Below are 16081 nucleotides of genomic sequence, written 5' to 3' on the forward strand. Positions count from 1 at the left end.
TTGAAGGTAATTTCGCCAAAAAACGGGGCCTATTTCTATATTATAGGCCCCTGAAAAGCCTATTAAACCGGCATCTAAAATTGACCTTTTTAATGATGGGGACTATAATTATGAATAACGAAAAAACAGGCCCTAAGAAAGAAGGGATTTTTTGAAGCAATTAGTGCTCCCTATAAAAGACTCACAGATGTTAGCACAGGTTTTAGCGACCCTGCGTGATAACTTTAAGTTTGGTCAGCGTAATTACACGATCTTCCAAGTTGGAAAGGCAACCCTTCTGCGGGTATCAGATGTGATTGCCCTAAGGAAAGCCGATGTCTTTGATGAGGAAGGAGAGGTTCGGCGCAATGCTTTCATTGTTGACAAGAAGACCCACAAGCAAAATACGCTTTATTTAAAGCCAGTTGAAAAGGACTTAAAACGCTACGCCCGCTGGTTAACCAATTACCAGTTGGCTAACCCCAACTGCCAGGTTTACACCAGTGAATGGCTTTTTCCTTCCTTTCAGCGTCCCGAGCGCCATATCACTGAACATCAGTATTACAAAGTGATGCATAAGGTTGGTGATTTATTAGGCCTGAACTACCTAGGTACCCACACAATGCGCAAGACTGGTGCTTATCGGGTCTATGTTCAGTCTAACTACAACATTGGACTCGTTATGAAGTTACTTAACCACTCGAGCGAGGCCATGACCCTTGCTTACCTAGGGCTTGACCAGCAAAGCAGGGAAGACCTGTTAGACCAGATTGACTTTGGCGGTCTTGGTTAAAATTATATTATGTAAAATTATTTCGACGATGCATTTAAGGTATTAACATTATCTTGAAGTAAGCATTTAACATTCATTTGATCTTTTCCTATAATGACCTAAGTAATTCGGGCACGGGGCTATTGATCATCAATGATCTTCTGTAGCCTAGTGAGATATTGGAACTAGGCAGCACCAGAAAGGGTCATGACTATGGTTAGCGAACATGAGATGAATCATCACCAATGAAAGCCATCGTGACTTTGTTTCAATTCCGAAGGCTTTTAACCTAACCACTTTATACGTTTTGTTATAAAAGGAGGAACGGAAATGAATGTAACAATTTTAGCTGCTAACGGTCAAATTACCCGCTTAGTTGAAGATCGACTCTTAAATGAAGAAAAATTTAAGAATGTTAACTTGACCTTGATGCTTCGTCGGGCTAACCGCTTGGTACGCCTAGCAAAAAATTCACGGGTAACGCTGGTCGAAGGAGATGTTACTAATCCCGCTGATATAATTAAGGCCACTAAGGATGCCGACCTTGTTTGGCTAGCCGTGGTTGACCATGATGACACTAATCGACCAACCAAGGGGATCTTAGCTGCTGCTAAAAAAAACGGTTTTACCCGTATTGTTGAAACTAGCCTCTTGGGCCTTTACAACGAGGTTCCAGGTGAGTTTGGTCGTTGGAACCGAGAATACTGCTTTGATGGTGAGCCAACCGGAACGGCGCCAGTTCTTGCTGACCAAATGTTAGTAGAATCTGGTTTGGATTACACCACCCTGCGCCTACCATGGTTAAACGACCGCCCAGAAGTCAAGTACACTCTGACCCACCGTCACGACGAGTTCATTGGGGTGTCCGCATCCCGGCAAAGCATTGCCGACGTGGTCTGTCGGATTATCGCAGACCCAACCTTGGGGAGCCATGATAGCCTTGGAATTGGGGATCCCGATACACAAGGCGAAAACCGACCCGTTTACTAATTACTTTAACTTAGCATGAATTCACGATATTGATGGGTCAATGATGAATATGGGGGACTGACAATGAAAATTTTAATTGCTACCTATTCTTGGTCAGGGCGGACAGCTCGGTTGGCGGATCAAATTGCTGACCGCTTACCAAATGCTGATCGCTACTTGATTACGGTCCCTGAAGGAACCTATTCGGCAACCGATATGTATGCAACTTCAGATCAAGCAACTCGGCAGTTGACCAGTGGAAACTATCCACCCCTGGTTAATCCTTTACCAAACCTAGCAACTTATGACCTTATTTTAGTCGGTTCGCCCGTCTGGTCAGGACACCCAGCGGTTCCAGTAAGGGTCTTCTTATCACAACTTGATAATTTTAAGGGGGCACTGGCACCTTTTTACACCGATGCCGGGAGCGCAGGTAACTTTGAAGCTGTCTTTGTCGATTGGGCAGGGGAGCACCAAGTCTTAGCTGGCCAAGAAAACCAGGTAAATCTTGATAACTGGATTAATATGATAACAAAGGCAAAGTAGCGGGAAGATTATTATGGTAAAAATGAAAGCTGCGGTCTTTATGGAACCAGGCAAAATGGAAGTTCATGAAATTGACCACCCAACAATTGAAGAATCAACGGATGCGATTTTAAAGATTGTTCGAGCCTGCGTATGTGGGTCAGATCTCTGGTGGTTCCGGGGAATTAACAGTCGTGAACATGGAACGACGACCGGCCACGAAGCCTATGACGCTATGGACCAACGTAAGGCGATTAAGCCCTTGATTATCATAAGTGAATAGTATGAAACCCGCTAAACTCAAACTTTGAATTTAGCGGGTTTTGATTACTACCGAAGAAAAAGTATTTCAGATCCCTCAGATAAATCTCCCGACAAAGCTCATTCATCGGTATATAATGGTCCAAAACGGAGGAACATCATCATGAAAATACATCCAGAGTTAGTAACACCAACAAAAGATCAGATGCAGGTCCTTCAACAATTAGCCCGGGAAACCTTTAAGGCGACCTTTAACACCAATACGCCTCCTGCTGAGATGGCGGCCTTTTTAAGGGACTATTACACTGAGGAAATGATGCGCCAGGAGCTGACGGATCCCAATACCGATACCTATTTCTTTAAGGATGAAGCTGGCAAAGTCATCGGTTTCTTAAAGCTCAGTTGGAAAGATGCCCAAACCGAACCGGATTATCCTGATGCCATGGAACTTCAGCGAATTTACCTAAGAACAGTATATCAGGGTCAACACCTGGGACGACAAATAATAAGCTTTGCCTTACAAGAAGCCAAACGTTCTGGGGTACCGCGAGTTTGGTTAGGAGTTTGGGAAAATAATTTCCCCGCTCAAAAGCTCTACGCCCGCTATGGTTTTAAACGAGTTAGCCAGCATACCTTTATGGTAGGTAACGATCCACAAACCGATTATATTCTAATGAAGGAACTGGAGGATAATTAGATGACGGATTACCACATTCATACAACGTTACGGTCAATTGGGTACCAGGCTTTTAATTATGATGGAACTCACCAATGGCTTGCTGATGAACCAGTTACGGCTAAGGGTACTGATGCGGGGCCAAATCCCATTCAATACCTCTTAGGGGCACTGGGTTCTTGCCTTTCCTTAACCGCTAAGGACGTCATTAATAACAAAAACCTTGATGTTACTCGCTTCGAACTTGATATCGCTGGGAAGACTGACTACCTTCCTGGTAGCCGGGCCAAGGCTTTGAAGTCTGTTAAGGTGACGGTTAAGCTAGCCACTTCAATATCGGATGCGGCTATTGATCGTCTTTTACACACAATGGACAAGTACTGTACGGTCCACAACAGTTTAAGTGACCGGATTACCTTTGAAATGAAAGCGGAACGGATTGAAGGATGAGGAATGGGCGTTGCCGGATTAACTGGTAGCGCCCTCACTGATTATTCTAGCTTTTCCTAAGGGTAAACAGATTAAGATAAGGTAGCCTTATTAACCGAGCAAATGGGGGATGATGCTGTTTGCTCGTTAACCTAACTAGACTCGCTTCTTAAACAAAGGCTCCCCAGCAACTACCGGACCATTGGGGAACTAGAAGGTCGCTAATAATCCATCTAAGTAACAAACTCTAATAAGCTAATCCGATTGCATGAGGCTTGAATAGGGGCGATCTTTAGTGTTAATACAACTGTGTAAATCACAAGCAATAAGGAGGGAATTTTGGAATGAAGAAATGGTCTCGGTGGCTAGCGGGGCTAGCGATTACCTTAGTGGTGGCTTTTGCCTTACCAGTAACGGGGAATGCCACTAGTTCCAAGCCAATTATTGTTGGATCCAAGAGTTTCACCGAGAGTAAGATTGTCAGTGAAATTTACGCCCTCGCACTGGAAAAAGCTGGCTACAAAGTCACCCGGAAGCAAAACATCTCTAATTCGGTAGTCTTCCGAGCAGTTCAATCGGGACAGGTTAACGTCTATCCTGAATACACGGGAACAATTGTCGATGCCTATCTGAAGCAGAGTACGGCCAACAAAAGTGCCAGCCAGATTGCAGCCGCCGCTAAAAAGGGAGTTAGTAAGTACAAATTAACGACTTTAACGCCGGCTCCAGGCAACGACTCCCAAGGAATCGCCGTCACAACTAAAGTGGCTAAAAAATACCACATTTATACCTTAAGCGAGTTGCAAAAGAAGGCCAGTAAGATTCGTTTTGTTTCTCAAGGCGAATTTGATCAACGGGCCGACGCCCTACCGGGGATGAATAAGAAGTATGGTAAGTTCAATTTCAAGTCCAGCAAGGATTACGATGATAGCCTAAAGTATAAAATTCTGTCTGAAGGAAAGGGGGATGCCGCCCCGGTCTCAACAACGGATGGACAACTAGCGAACGGCAATAAGTACACCCTCTTAAAGGATGACAAGCATTTATGGCCTGCTTATAACTTGGTACCGTTGGTTCAAAAGTCAACTTTAAAAGACTATCCCAAGCTGGCCAGTACCTTAAACCGGGTTGATAAGAAGTTAACCACCAAGGTATTGACTCAGTTAAACAAAAAGGTTGATGTTGATGGGCAAAGCTATCAAACGGTGGCTAAAAATTGGTTCAATCAAAACATGAAGTAGGATGGGGGAGCATAGGTGCTCCCTTTTTTATAAATGGAGGTCCTCGATGCTTTCGCAAATTATTCGTTATTTTCAACTCAACAGTCAGCAGTACTGGGGTTACGTTGGCCAACACTTAACCCTCAGCCTATCGGTTTTATTAATCGCCCTGATTATTAGTTTACCCCTTGGTTACCTCGGGTCACGCCATCCCAAAGTCGCGCTGATCTGTTCCTCATTTTCCCAGATACTCCGGATTATTCCCAGCCTAGGGCTCTTATTCTTATTAATCCCATTAATGGGAACCGGAATTATTCCCGCTGAAATTGCCTTGATTATTCTAGCGATTCCGCCCATCTTAATCAATACAATCTTAGGCTTCAATGAGGTCGCTTCGGTTTACCAAGAAGTGGGGACCGCCCTGGGGATGAACGAGAGTCAGCTCCTGTGGCAAGTTAAGGTCCCCTTAGCCTTACCTTATATTCTTAATGGGATCAAGTTATCATTAATTGAAATTGTTGCCAGTGCCACTTTGGCCACCTACATTGGGGCAGGAGGCCTTGGAACCCTGATTTTCACCGGATTGGGTCTTTATGACATGGCCGACGTGGTAATCGGTGGGGGAAGTGTGACCCTCTTGTCCTTGCTTATCATGGTTGGCTTTGATCTCCTGATTGGCAGGCTACAAAAAAGAGCTCCAGTGATTGATTAGCTGAAGCCCACTTTGCTTATGACCCAAGTAAGGATAAGTAATTCCAAAGTCGCATGGTATAAGAGTGATTATCATCATATTCCCTGACGGCCTGTTTAACGGTTTGAACATCATCGGTTACCAATCCATCCACGCCCATATAAAGCATGCTCTTGACAGAGTCAGCATCAATGACAGTCCAGGCATAAACCTGTCTGTGTTGGGAATGGGCCATTGTAACAAACTCCTGGTTAAGGGTTGAGTACTCCATTCCATAAGCATTCGTCTTAATTTGTGGATAGGATAGGTTGTATGGCATCAGATAACCAGTTTTAATCCCTGCTTTTTCAACGGCTTTAACAACGTCATAGTTGAGACTGTGGACAGCCCATTTATTTTTTAAAATTGTTGTCCGGTACTTCTTTAAGAAGCGCTGAGTGGCGTTTTTACTATCGTGGTCAGTTGTTTTGATTTCAATTAATAGATCGATCCCCAGCTTTTCAGCGCTCCACATGTAATGATCTAAGCTTACCACCTTGGCCCGGGCACCATTCTCCTTAGCGGTCAACTTAGTTAGCTGCGCTAGGGTCAGTTGGTAAGGGGCTTTATCAACCCCTGTTAAGGTCTTTAGGTTTTCATCGTGCATTACCACAAATTGATGATCCCTAGTCTCGTGAACATCAATCTCGATATAATCTAATCCTAATTTGGCGGTCCTCCGCATGGCGGGAATCGTATTTTGAACCCCATTACCATCACTGACCCCGCGATGAGAGATAATAACTGGCTTATAGTTCTCCCATCCCTGCATGTAGATGATGTTGTTAATCACCGTTGCCAGTGAAAAAACTGCAACGGTACCCCATATCAGCAAGTTGAAGAAGCGCCCGCGGGTGTGGTTAACTTCCCCAAGGGAAAGATCCCGTGGTAAAAGGTATAAAATGGTGACGATTGTTACTAAGAAGAGGCTAATTTCATTACCCAACTGGATTAGCGATAGATTTGCTACAGCCGCCCAGGAAGCCGCCCTACCGTGGGAGTAAAAATCCCACAAAAACTGACTAGCGACCAAGATGAAGTTCCATAACCAGGTCAAACCAGCAGATACGACACTAATTACAAGGATAATTCCAAGCACTTTTAATCCAGCCAATCCCCGTGTTTTAGCAAAACTGTCCCGCATAGCTTGGCGACTGGTCCGATTATCGAAGATCATTCCCGGCAAGGTATAGAGAAGACGCCAGCCCAAGTACAGCATGATCAGATATAAAATTCCCATTAATACTGCTAGGGCCGCTTTCTTGGCAATTACATCTTGAATAAAGGCTGGAATTTGAATTTTACTGAGCAGGGGTGTTTTATACAGGAAATCAGCTCCGGGTAAAATCAAAATAAAATAAAGGCAGAGGAGGGGAAATGATGACCAATGCACCTGCTTTAGTTTCTGCCAGGTCAAAGATAAAATTGCTCGAATTGAAGTAATCCCTTGCCGAATGGCAGCAATTCCCACCAAGATAACGGTAAATTGGAGGTAGACCGCGTACAGGAGTAGCCCTAACTCGAGGATTAAGCAGACGGTTAAAACTGGATGGTTTGTAATAATTGATAGGATAGATGTGACTGAGACAAACGGAATAACAACGCCTTGTAAAATAATGGTGGTGATTTCCCGAAAAATAGGGATCAAGATATAGAAATTAAATAATTCCAAAGTAATCAACAGAATTAGGTAGTTACCAAAGTGCTTTTTTAGTTCGGTAAGCAGATTTTTGAGAATCACAACATCCCCCTCACTTTCAGCCTTTATTATAATCGAAGCCGGGATAGATAGGTATTAACCTCAGAATCTTGATATTCACAGAAAGGAGTGGCGGCATACCTGCTGGGAACCGCCTAAAAACAATGAACCAACAACCCGTAATCGAATTTGACCACGTAACCAAATGCTTTGGACAAAATACTGTCATTCCAGACCTCTCTTTCACCATCAAACAAGGGGAGTTGGTGACCATTCTTGGTTCATCTGGTTCGGGGAAGACCACAACTTTAAAGATGATTAATGGTCTAATTACACCAACCAGTGGGACCGTCAAAATTAACAGCCAACCGTTAGCTGACCATAATCAAGTTGACCTCCGTCGCCATATTGGCTACGTGGTCCAGCAGATTGCTCTCTTTCCCCATATGTCAATTAGAGATAACATTGCCGTGACCCCAAAGCTCTTAAAGTGGGCGCCAACGGAAATTGATAAGCGAGTAAATGAATTATTAGACCTGGTTCAGCTACCAAGTCAAGATTATGCGAATCGCTGGCCCAATGAACTCTCTGGCGGCCAGCAACAGCGAGTCGGGCTAGCTCGTGCTTTAGCTGCTAACCCCGATTTAGTCCTCTTTGATGAACCTTTGGGGGCTCTAGACGCTCTTACCCGTTTAGACCTTCAAAAAGAAATTAAGCAACTTCACACTTCTTTTTTAGGTGATAAAACCTTCTTCTTTGTTACCCACGACCTCAATGAGGCCCTTTTCTTGGGACAACGGGTAATGGTGATGAAAGCAGGACAAATCGAACAGTTTGCAACGCCCCAAGAGATCGTTCAACACCCGGCTAGTGGCTTTGTAGAAGAACTACTGGCAACTGAGGAGCGAAACCAAGAACTCTGGAGGAAACTACAATGATTAGTTATTGGAACCAAAACGCCAGCACCATCTTAACCGATACCGCTCAGCATGCCCAATTAGTCTTCGGCTCACTGGCAATTGCCCTGGTCATTGCCATTCTCTTAGTCCTCTTATGCTTACGTCATGATCGCTTGTTAACCGGCTTAAACTATATTTTTTCTCTTCTCTACTCGGTACCCAGCTTTGCCTTCTTCGCCCTCTTACTTCCGCTAACCGGGCTAGGTAATACCACGGCGACGGTAGTCCTAGTCATTTATAGCGAATATGTGATCTTAAGAACCTTCATTACTGGTTTACGGGCAATTGATCCTAGTTTAATTGAAGTGGCAACCGGGATGGGGATGACTAGCCGTCAGGTTTTCTTAAAGATCCAACTTCCCTTAGCCATTCCAACCATCTTCTCTGGCCTCCAAGTGGCATTAGCTTCCACTATGTCAATTGCAACAATTGCGGCAACGATTAACGCTGGCGGCTTGGGAACGCTCTTATTCGAAGGGCTCCAAACCCAACAGATGCCACCCTTATTATGGGGAATTATCATGACGGTCGCCTTAACTTTAGTTAGTATCGCAGTTCTCAGAATTCTACAGCACGTTTACCAACCACGATTAGGGGGGAACCACTAATGAAAGCAATTGTAATATACCAAGCCGGTGGGCCAGAACAACTTAAGTACGTTGACGTACCAACTCCGCAGGTTAAGCCCGGCTGGTCGCTAGTAAAAATCCATGCCTTTGGCCTCAACCACTCTGAGGTCTTTACCCGTAAAGGGGAGTCACCAACCGTTCACTTTCCCCGGATTTTGGGAATTGAAGGAGTAGGGGAGATTGCCCAAACAACTGATCCAGGTCGTCTACCGGTAGGGCAAGCTGTGGTCTCTTTAATGGGGGAGATGGGCCGTGCCTTTGATGGTAGTTACGCTGAGTACGCCCTCTTACCCAATCAACAAATTTACCCCGTTACCACCAGCCTTTCCTGGACTCAACTAGCTGTTTATCCCGAAACCTACTTCACCGCCTATACTTCACTTAAAAATCTTCAACCTAAACCTGGTGATCGCTACCTAGTCCGGGGTGGTACCAGTGGGGTCGGAATCGCCTTTTTAAACTTAATTAAGGCTAAGGAACCAAACGCTGAAGTAGTGGGAACAACCCGCTCACTAGCTAAGGTAACGCGAATGCGAGAACTTGGCTTCTCCTCGGTGATTGAAGACCAGCAGGGAGAGCTCCAAACTAATGGGCGATTTGATAAGGTTCTGGAGTTAATTGGTCCGGCTACCATTAAGGATACCTTTCGCCATGTCAATGAAGGAGGAATTGTATGTATCACCGGCCTCTTAGGTAATCAATGGACTCTGGAAGGCTTTGATCCAATTTTTGACATCGCACCGGGAGCTTACCTAACGGGTGGGTACTCAGGAAATGTCAGCGAAGTGAGAATTAATGAGATGTTTGACTACCTAAAGAAGTATCAGGTTAAAGAACAACCTGACCGGGTATTTAAGTTAGCAGAAGTCCCCACGGCCCATGCTTACTTAGCATCGAAGGAATGTATGGGGAAAGTGGTAATTGAGGTTGATTAAAAAAGTCGCTCGTAACTCAAAATGGGTTAGGGCGTCTTTCTCAATTTTACAGGTAATTAACGAAATTCTTAGTCGTCAAAGCAGACATCAAGACTTACTATCGTCAGTCGCTTCTGTTTTTTGAATCTTCTTAGCCGGGCTTGATGGTTGCGAAACGTCACTACCCATTTCTTTCAGGGCCTGACGCTGCTTTTTTTGGTCGACGTGAGTATATAAATCAGTTGCTGAAGTTCCTTTTTGTCCTAGCTGCTGGGCAACTAAGACCTGGTCCTTAGTTACGTCATAGAGCTCAGAGGCCAGGGTATGGCGGAGCTTGTGAGGGGTTAGGGGATGACCGAAGGCGCGAGAATACTTACCTACTAGTCGCTCAATAGCGTTAGCAGTAATCCGCTTGGTCTGGCCATGGTACTGAGTTAAAAAGAAGGCACGCTCGTTTTTAGCCGGCTGGTAGCGTTGGGCACGAACTGTTGCGTACGCTTGAACGTAAGGCATTGTCCAGGGAGCGATTGGTACAGCATCTCGTTGCCCCCCCTTACGGGTTACTTCAAGGGTTTCCCCCTTCAAATCCAGGTCCTTAACGTCCACACCGGCCGTTTCCGATACTCGGATCCCCGTCCCTAGGATCAGGGCTACTAAGGCAATGTCCCGCTCATGGTTCTTCTTGTAGGCCGGGAGGGCGTGCGGATCACACTTGTGGGGATATTCATTAGTCATAAAGTCAATGAAATCGTACTTACGCTGGCCGGTATACATCCTGGCCTCTAAAACATGGGCCCGGTAATTTAGGGTCTTGGTGTCGTTTAAGGAGTCAATCTTCAGCATTACGTTACGTTCAAAATAGGGCTGACCATCATTGATATCAGCAGTTACCGTCAGGTATTTAAACAAAGAACGCAGGGCGTTAATGGACCGGTTAATGGTCGTCGGTGAGTTTAGACGTTGCTGAGCGTTCTTGGTATGGGCCAGGTGGTCAATGAACTGCATGATATCATTACGCCGGAGGGCTTCTAAGTCTTTAGGGGTAACGTTTTGGTTGCTTTCAGCCTTGCTTAAGCCGTTGTTACGTAGCCAAGTGAAAAAGCGGCGTAGTTCTGTTAAGTATTGATAAGAAGTAGTCAGCGAATGACTGGTCCCTAACTGGTAATCGGCTACAAAATCGGGTAGCTGGCTGAGTTCACGATCAATTAGTTTTAGGTACTTTTGTGTTTCCATACGTGTCTTCCTTTGCCGAATAATTTACGTAATTATATCATCTTTCCTGAGGGGGCTTAATTAATAGGGGCCATCGTAAAATATTTACGGATGATAATACATCCCTTTCTTATATAAGAATGAGACTTTTTTAATTTTCAAGTATACGATATGCTATAATCAACGTGGAAATAAATTATGTTCAATAAGGGAGTGAGGAACGTGGAAACATTGATGATCGCAGAGGATTTAACTGCTTTGGGACAAATCTCCTTAGCAAGTTCCTTGGGAGTGATTGAGGCTCAATCTGTTCGACCGGCAATGCTTCCAACTGCCTTGCTATCAACTCAATCAGAGGGGTTTGGTACACCCGTGAGCTTATCAACTGAGGACTGGATTGAAGCAGCTCTGGCCCAGTGGCTTGATATGGGTGAAAAATTTGCGGGAATCCTGGTTGGCTATGTTGGCCAACCGTCTTTAATTAATAAGCTGTCTATTATCATGGATCATCTTGTTTTGCCCATTACCGTAATTGACCCGGTGATGGGAGATCGGGGAACATTGTACCCGGGTCTAACGAAAGATTCTGTTATGGCAATGCGCCAACTTTGCCAAAAGGCCACAATCATCACCCCTAACTGGACCGAGCTCTGCCTCTTAACGGGAAATGACCCTAATCTTAAGTACACGCCTAAATTGCTCAATAGCATGGTTGAACGCTTACGTAAAGATGCAATTAGTGCCCGGGTGGTCATAACGGGGATCTACAACCAAGATACCGTCATCACAGCTTACCAAAGCAATAATGGCCAATTCAACTTCCTAAAGGCATCCCTGATCGCTGGTCATTTTTTCGGAACGGGTGACCTCTTTAGTGCCATTCTAACCAGTCAATTAGTTAAAAATGCCTCGTTTGAACGGGCGATTCAGGTTGCCCATAAGGGTCTACAGGTGGCCATTACTCAAACTGCACCTCTGAAGGACCAGGAGCGACGCTATGGACTGCGGCTTAGTCGGTTATTGTCATACTTAACGAGCATTGATAAGTAGAAGGGATGAATCAACATGAACCATCAGCGTGTAAAAAAACAGGTTTTTACGGCCCTCATGGTGGCCATTTCGGTTGTAATGGGCCGCTTTTTCCTAATTCCGATTCCTTGGACTCACGGTAATGTTAACCTCTGCGACCTCGGAATCATGGTCGCTGCTTTGTTGATAGGACCCTTAGCAGGCGGGATCGTTGGGGGATTGAGCGGGATGATTCTAGACTTGATTTCTGGTTATGCCGCCTATGCTCCCTTTTCACTGCTTGCCCATGGACTGGAGGGGTTGGTAATCGGTTACCTTCACCAAAAGACTCACAACCGTTACTTAGCTCTTGGTGGGGGTGTCCTCATGATGGTGGTTGGGTACTTTTTTGCTGACAGTATCTTATACACCATCACCGCGGGGGTACTTGGACTCGGGACTAACCTCTTGCAAGGCCTGATTGGTGCCGGAATTACACTGGTCGTTATTCCAGCCTTACACCGGGCTATTCGAACTAGTTAACAAAATTTTTCCTTCTTTAAAAGGCTGAAGAGTGAAAAAAGTCCTACTAACAATATGCTAGTAGGACTACACTTTTCAATTCTCTGTCAAATTACTCCTATAAATCTTTAAGGTAAAACCGATCCACGGTTTGATGAACAGGATGGGTGAGTGGGTCATCAAGCAGCTTGAAGCCCGCTTTCTCGTATATATGAATCGCAGCTTTTAAATTAGTATGGGTTTCAAGATATAGTTGCTTGAAGCCGGCTTCCTTAGCACCCTGTTCAACCTGATCAAGTATTTGGTAGCTAAGACCGCTTCCCTTAGCGGCGGGAGAAAGGTAAAGCTTTTGTAATTCTGCTACCCCTTCTGTTTGGGCCAGTTCAGCAAAGCCTGCCCCTCCTAATACTTGATCGTCTTCGTTAACAACTACGTAGTAGCGGCGCTTAGTTCCTTGATAAAAGTTAGATAAATGGTCTAGTTCAGGATCAGTATAGGCAGTTCCAGGAAGTGCCAAGCCATGACTTTTTAGTTGCTGGCGGATGATGCCAGCTAGTGTTTGATCATCCTTTGCTGTAATTAAACGGAATTTCATGGATACAACCTCCTAATTGGGCAGCCTTGAGTACTAGAGAGGCGGAGTCAGAGTAAAGTTGGTCTTCTAATTGGCTCCCCATAAAATACAGCAATTTTATCATGTCAACCTGTCAAGAAACAGCCCCGTAATCAACAAACCAGCGAGCTAAGAAGCGGGATGTTAGCCTTTAAACAGTTTTACCATTAACAGACATCGACTTTATTAAGGACTTTTATCACCACCTCTTCTTATTGGGGGTACAATAATGAGCGAAAGTAAACCATTTTAGGAGGACTTGTTATGACAATTCAAACGGTAACCTTAAATAACGGTGTCAAGATGCCCCAGTTAGGGATAGGAGTTTGGAAGACCTCCAACCAGGAGGCCAGAAACACCACGGCCATGGCAATAAAAAACGGCTATACTTTAATTGATACAGCTAAGCAGTATGGTAATGAAGCTGGCGTAGGCCAAGGGATCCAAGATGGCTTAAAAGTCACGGGGAAATCACGGGAGGACCTTTTTATCACCACGAAGGTCTTTAATGGTGATCAAGGTCACCAGCCAACCCTGGATGCCATTGAGGGGCAGTTAGACGCCTTACAAACTGATTATGTCGACTTGCTCTTGATGCACTGGCCGGTTAATGGACTGTACAATGCCACATGGTGGGCAATGGAGGAAATCTACGCTGCCGGTAAGGCTAAGGCCATTGGAGTCTGCAATTTCAACGTTGAACGGCTTAGTGACCTCCTTGATAACGGGAGTGTGGTTCCGGCAGTTAATCAAATCGAGTTTAACCCGCGGATTCACCAGCAAGACGTCTTAAGTTTATGCCAAGAAAATAAGATCCAGGTTGAAGCCTGGTCACCGCTGGGTGGGGGCGCTGCTTTGTCAAACCAAGCCATCCAACAAATTGCAGACCAACACCATAAAACAGTTGCTCAAGTGATTTTACGCTGGGAAATCCAGCAGGGGATCGTTGTTATCCCTAAATCGGTTCATGAAGAACGGATTATTGCCAACAAGGATGTTTTTGACTTTTCCTTAACGGATGAAGAGATGGTGATCATTTCTAGTCTTAACACCGAGGAGCACACTATTTGGTACGATAAATTTAAGTGGTCGGGAAACCCAGATGGAGTTGACGACTACATCGATCACCGCAATTAATCAGAAAGCACCCTAATCAGGTGCTTTTTTTACAATAAAATGGTGACACCAATCCCAATTAGTAGGCCAACAGGAATTAGTATTCGATGCATGATTGTAAAAGCCCCAAGCTCACGAATTAAGGCATTCACACTAAAGGTGAGGTAAGGAGTGTGGACAGCCACGCCCTGACAGTCAATTCGTTCCTTACGAGCATAGATTAATGCTCGTAAGAGATGATAGTCGCTGGTTACTAAGATAACTTGGTCAAAAGGACGCAAGAATTGTTGAACCTTTTCTATATTGGTAGCTGTGTTGGTTGAACAAGACTCTATTAGTACGGATTTCTTTGGGACACCATGTTCAATTGCGAAGCGGGCCATAGCAACTGCTTCTGGTACAGGTTCATCAATGCCTTGCCCGCCAGACATTACCAAGGTTGCATTAGGAAATTGTCGATAAAGAGCAACGCCCCGCTTTAAACGTCTAACTAAAACTGGTCCTGGTTGGCCCTTGATTAAACCTGCTCCTAAAATTACGATTTTCGTTGGGGAGGTGTGGGGAGGAAGGGCATTTAGGAGGCTTGCTAACAGATAACCATCAATCAGGATTGCGACATAACCGTATACCGTTAGCATTACTTTGACTATTATTAGCGGCTGCGTAAGCATTTGTAACCATAAAAAGGGAACCATGAGGGCGAAGGCCATCACCAAAAAACCGCCCACCAAAAAAAAGAGACTCTTAACACCAATTCCTACGTGCTTTGTCAGCCAGTAGCCGTCATAGGTTAAAACTTCACCGATAAGTCCCAGCGGGATGACAATCAAAAAGATGATTAGAGCCAGCCAGGAAACGGGGAGGAGGGTGGTGAGTACAAGGAGGCTAAGTAGGGGGAAAAGGCCACTTAAAATCGTTCGGCGGTCAGTTAAATTGATAATCACTCCCGCTAGCATCCCTAAGATTGAAATTAAAAGCGTTATCATTAATACCAATGTCGTTTTTGCCTCCCTTAGTGTTATACTAACAATATTATAGCGAAAATCAGAAAGCACGTGTACTTACCAAAAACGAAGGAGGCCACTATTCCATGATTAACTACCGGTTAGCCACCAAAGAAGATCTCCCGTAGATTATTGCTTTTTATAAAGAGGCTTGTGACCATCAGCATTATGATCAATACGGTCCCGATTGGACCTGGGGGGTATACCCAAGCGAAGAGTCACTTAAACAGAGCTTAAACGACCTCTTCGTATGCGCTTTTGATGAAGACGGGTCTCTACTAGGAGCCGGTATCCTCTCAAAGGGTGAAGATGAAGATCCGGACTACCCACGTGATGCCTGGCAAATTTTAGCTGCGGATGAGCAAATCGCCATTTTACACTTACTGGCTGTAGGACCTAATGCCCGGGGTAAGGGGGTAGCCAGTGGATTATTAAGAGAACTTAAAAGGGTCGCAAAAGAACATGGTAGTAAGGTTATCCATTTGGATGTTATTGAGGGAAACCTACCAGCGGATGCACTTTACCAAAAGAATGGCTATCAATTAGTCAGGCAAGTCGTTATTGATTATGAGGACGTTGGCCGCCAGAAAGCCAATCTGTACGAACTAGGATTAGATTAAGAATTTATATAACTTTATTTACAACACCTTCAATGTGCCATTATGAGACACATTGAAGGTAATTTTTTGAAAAAGAAATTGATATATTGCATGGTTATCAAGAACATTAGTTATATCATTAACTAAGCAACACTGACAGGTTCATTCAGCTACTAGTTAGTGATAAAAATGGAGGCGCTGTGATGTTAATTCATAAGTTATCTAAAATGCTAGTTAAAAAGGTA

Annotated in this window: 18 protein-coding genes and 1 pseudogene; 15 read left to right on the plus strand and 4 right to left on the minus strand. The window is 44.6% G+C overall.

Annotated features, from left to right (window positions below):
* Positions 1 to 151 precede the first annotated feature (151 nt).
* From AOQ57_RS01765 to AOQ57_RS01800, 8 genes and pseudogenes are all read left to right on the plus strand, one after another.
* A complete protein-coding gene (locus tag AOQ57_RS01765; RefSeq protein ID WP_093624621.1) occupies positions 152 to 772 on the plus strand; it encodes a tyrosine-type recombinase/integrase in 621 nt (206 codons plus the stop codon).
* Positions 773 to 1081: 309 nt separating this feature from the next.
* Positions 1082 to 1741: an NAD(P)H-binding protein gene (locus tag AOQ57_RS01770; RefSeq protein ID WP_093624623.1), complete on the plus strand. Its 660-nt coding sequence runs from the start codon at positions 1082 to 1084 to the stop codon at positions 1739 to 1741.
* 63 nt (positions 1742 to 1804) lie between these two features.
* Positions 1805 to 2266 (plus strand): flavodoxin, encoded by a 462-nt coding sequence (locus AOQ57_RS01775; protein WP_167336623.1) that lies wholly within the window; start codon positions 1805 to 1807, stop codon positions 2264 to 2266.
* A 22-nt stretch (positions 2267 to 2288) separates the two neighbouring features.
* A pseudogene (locus tag AOQ57_RS01780) lies at positions 2289 to 2471 on the plus strand (Zn-dependent alcohol dehydrogenase); the annotation flags it as partial.
* Positions 2472 to 2669: 198 nt separating this feature from the next.
* Positions 2670 to 3203: a GNAT family N-acetyltransferase gene (locus AOQ57_RS01785; RefSeq protein ID WP_093624627.1), complete on the plus strand. Its 534-nt coding sequence runs from the start codon at positions 2670 to 2672 to the stop codon at positions 3201 to 3203.
* A complete protein-coding gene (locus tag AOQ57_RS01790; protein ID WP_093624630.1) occupies positions 3204 to 3632 on the plus strand; it encodes an OsmC family protein in 429 nt (142 codons plus the stop codon).
* A gap of 323 nt (positions 3633 to 3955) precedes the next feature.
* Positions 3956 to 4852, plus strand: coding sequence for a glycine betaine ABC transporter substrate-binding protein (locus tag AOQ57_RS01795; protein ID WP_093624632.1), 897 nt, complete (start codon positions 3956 to 3958; stop codon positions 4850 to 4852).
* Positions 4853 to 4898: 46 nt separating this feature from the next.
* Positions 4899 to 5543: an ABC transporter permease gene (locus tag AOQ57_RS01800; protein ID WP_093624634.1), complete on the plus strand. Its 645-nt coding sequence runs from the start codon at positions 4899 to 4901 to the stop codon at positions 5541 to 5543.
* A 16-nt stretch (positions 5544 to 5559) separates the two neighbouring features.
* Here AOQ57_RS01800 and AOQ57_RS01805 read toward each other — a convergent pair whose 3' ends face one another.
* On the minus strand, positions 5560 to 7302 hold the full coding sequence (locus AOQ57_RS01805) for a glycerophosphoryl diester phosphodiesterase membrane domain-containing protein (RefSeq protein ID WP_093624636.1): 1743 nt from the start codon (positions 7300 to 7302) through the stop codon (positions 5560 to 5562).
* 122 nt (positions 7303 to 7424) lie between these two features.
* Between AOQ57_RS01805 and AOQ57_RS01810 the strand changes: the two genes are divergently transcribed.
* Genes AOQ57_RS01810 through AOQ57_RS01820 form a run of 3 tightly spaced genes read left to right on the plus strand, consistent with a single transcriptional unit; the run spans position 7425 to position 9783 of the window.
* Complete coding sequence (locus tag AOQ57_RS01810) at positions 7425 to 8198, plus strand: ATP-binding cassette domain-containing protein (protein WP_093624638.1); 774 nt, start codon at positions 7425 to 7427, stop codon at positions 8196 to 8198.
* The gene (locus AOQ57_RS01815) at positions 8195 to 8827 is read left to right on the plus strand and encodes an ABC transporter permease (protein ID WP_093624640.1); all 633 of its coding nucleotides are present in this window, start codon (positions 8195 to 8197) and stop codon (positions 8825 to 8827) included. The genes AOQ57_RS01810 and AOQ57_RS01815 overlap by 4 nt, the downstream gene beginning before the upstream one ends.
* Positions 8827 to 9783 (plus strand): zinc-binding dehydrogenase, encoded by a 957-nt coding sequence (locus tag AOQ57_RS01820; protein ID WP_093624642.1) that lies wholly within the window; start codon positions 8827 to 8829, stop codon positions 9781 to 9783. Before AOQ57_RS01815 ends, AOQ57_RS01820 begins: the two co-directional genes overlap by 1 nt.
* Before the next feature lie 87 nt (positions 9784 to 9870).
* On the opposite strand, the gene xerS is transcribed toward AOQ57_RS01820, so the two are convergent.
* A complete protein-coding gene (gene xerS / locus AOQ57_RS01825) occupies positions 9871 to 10995 on the minus strand; it encodes a tyrosine recombinase XerS (protein ID WP_093624644.1) in 1125 nt (374 codons plus the stop codon).
* 201 nt (positions 10996 to 11196) lie between these two features.
* Here xerS and AOQ57_RS01830 point away from each other — a divergent pair, with 201 nt between their 5' ends.
* Together AOQ57_RS01830 and AOQ57_RS01835 are read left to right on the plus strand one after the other, a co-directional pair.
* Positions 11197 to 12024 carry a PfkB family carbohydrate kinase gene (locus AOQ57_RS01830; protein ID WP_093624646.1) on the plus strand — a complete coding sequence of 276 codons (828 nt, stop codon included), beginning with the start codon at positions 11197 to 11199 and terminating at the stop codon, positions 12022 to 12024.
* A gap of 15 nt (positions 12025 to 12039) precedes the next feature.
* A complete protein-coding gene (locus AOQ57_RS01835) occupies positions 12040 to 12525 on the plus strand; it encodes an ECF transporter S component (RefSeq protein WP_093624648.1) in 486 nt (161 codons plus the stop codon).
* A 97-nt stretch (positions 12526 to 12622) separates the two neighbouring features.
* On the opposite strand, the gene AOQ57_RS01840 is transcribed toward AOQ57_RS01835, so the two are convergent.
* Positions 12623 to 13099 carry a GNAT family N-acetyltransferase gene (locus tag AOQ57_RS01840; RefSeq protein ID WP_093624650.1) on the minus strand — a complete coding sequence of 159 codons (477 nt, stop codon included), beginning with the start codon at positions 13097 to 13099 and terminating at the stop codon, positions 12623 to 12625.
* Positions 13100 to 13381: 282 nt separating this feature from the next.
* On the opposite strand from AOQ57_RS01840, the gene AOQ57_RS01845 reads away from it, so the two are divergent.
* Positions 13382 to 14254, plus strand: a complete 873-nt coding sequence (locus AOQ57_RS01845) for an aldo/keto reductase (RefSeq protein ID WP_093624652.1) — start codon at positions 13382 to 13384, stop codon at positions 14252 to 14254.
* 29 nt (positions 14255 to 14283) lie between these two features.
* On the opposite strand, the gene AOQ57_RS01850 is transcribed toward AOQ57_RS01845, so the two are convergent.
* The gene (locus AOQ57_RS01850) at positions 14284 to 15219 is read right to left on the minus strand and encodes a YdcF family protein (RefSeq protein WP_093624672.1); all 936 of its coding nucleotides are present in this window, start codon (positions 15217 to 15219) and stop codon (positions 14284 to 14286) included.
* Positions 15220 to 15368: 149 nt separating this feature from the next.
* Here AOQ57_RS01850 and AOQ57_RS01855 point away from each other — a divergent pair, with 149 nt between their 5' ends.
* Positions 15369 to 15857 (plus strand): GNAT family N-acetyltransferase, encoded by a 489-nt coding sequence (locus tag AOQ57_RS01855; protein WP_235788989.1) that lies wholly within the window; start codon positions 15369 to 15371, stop codon positions 15855 to 15857.
* Positions 15858 to 16081 lie beyond the last annotated feature (224 nt).

This window comes from Limosilactobacillus gorillae (genome assembly GCF_001293735.1).
GTDB classification, from domain to species: Bacteria; Bacillota; Bacilli; order Lactobacillales; family Lactobacillaceae; genus Limosilactobacillus; species Limosilactobacillus gorillae.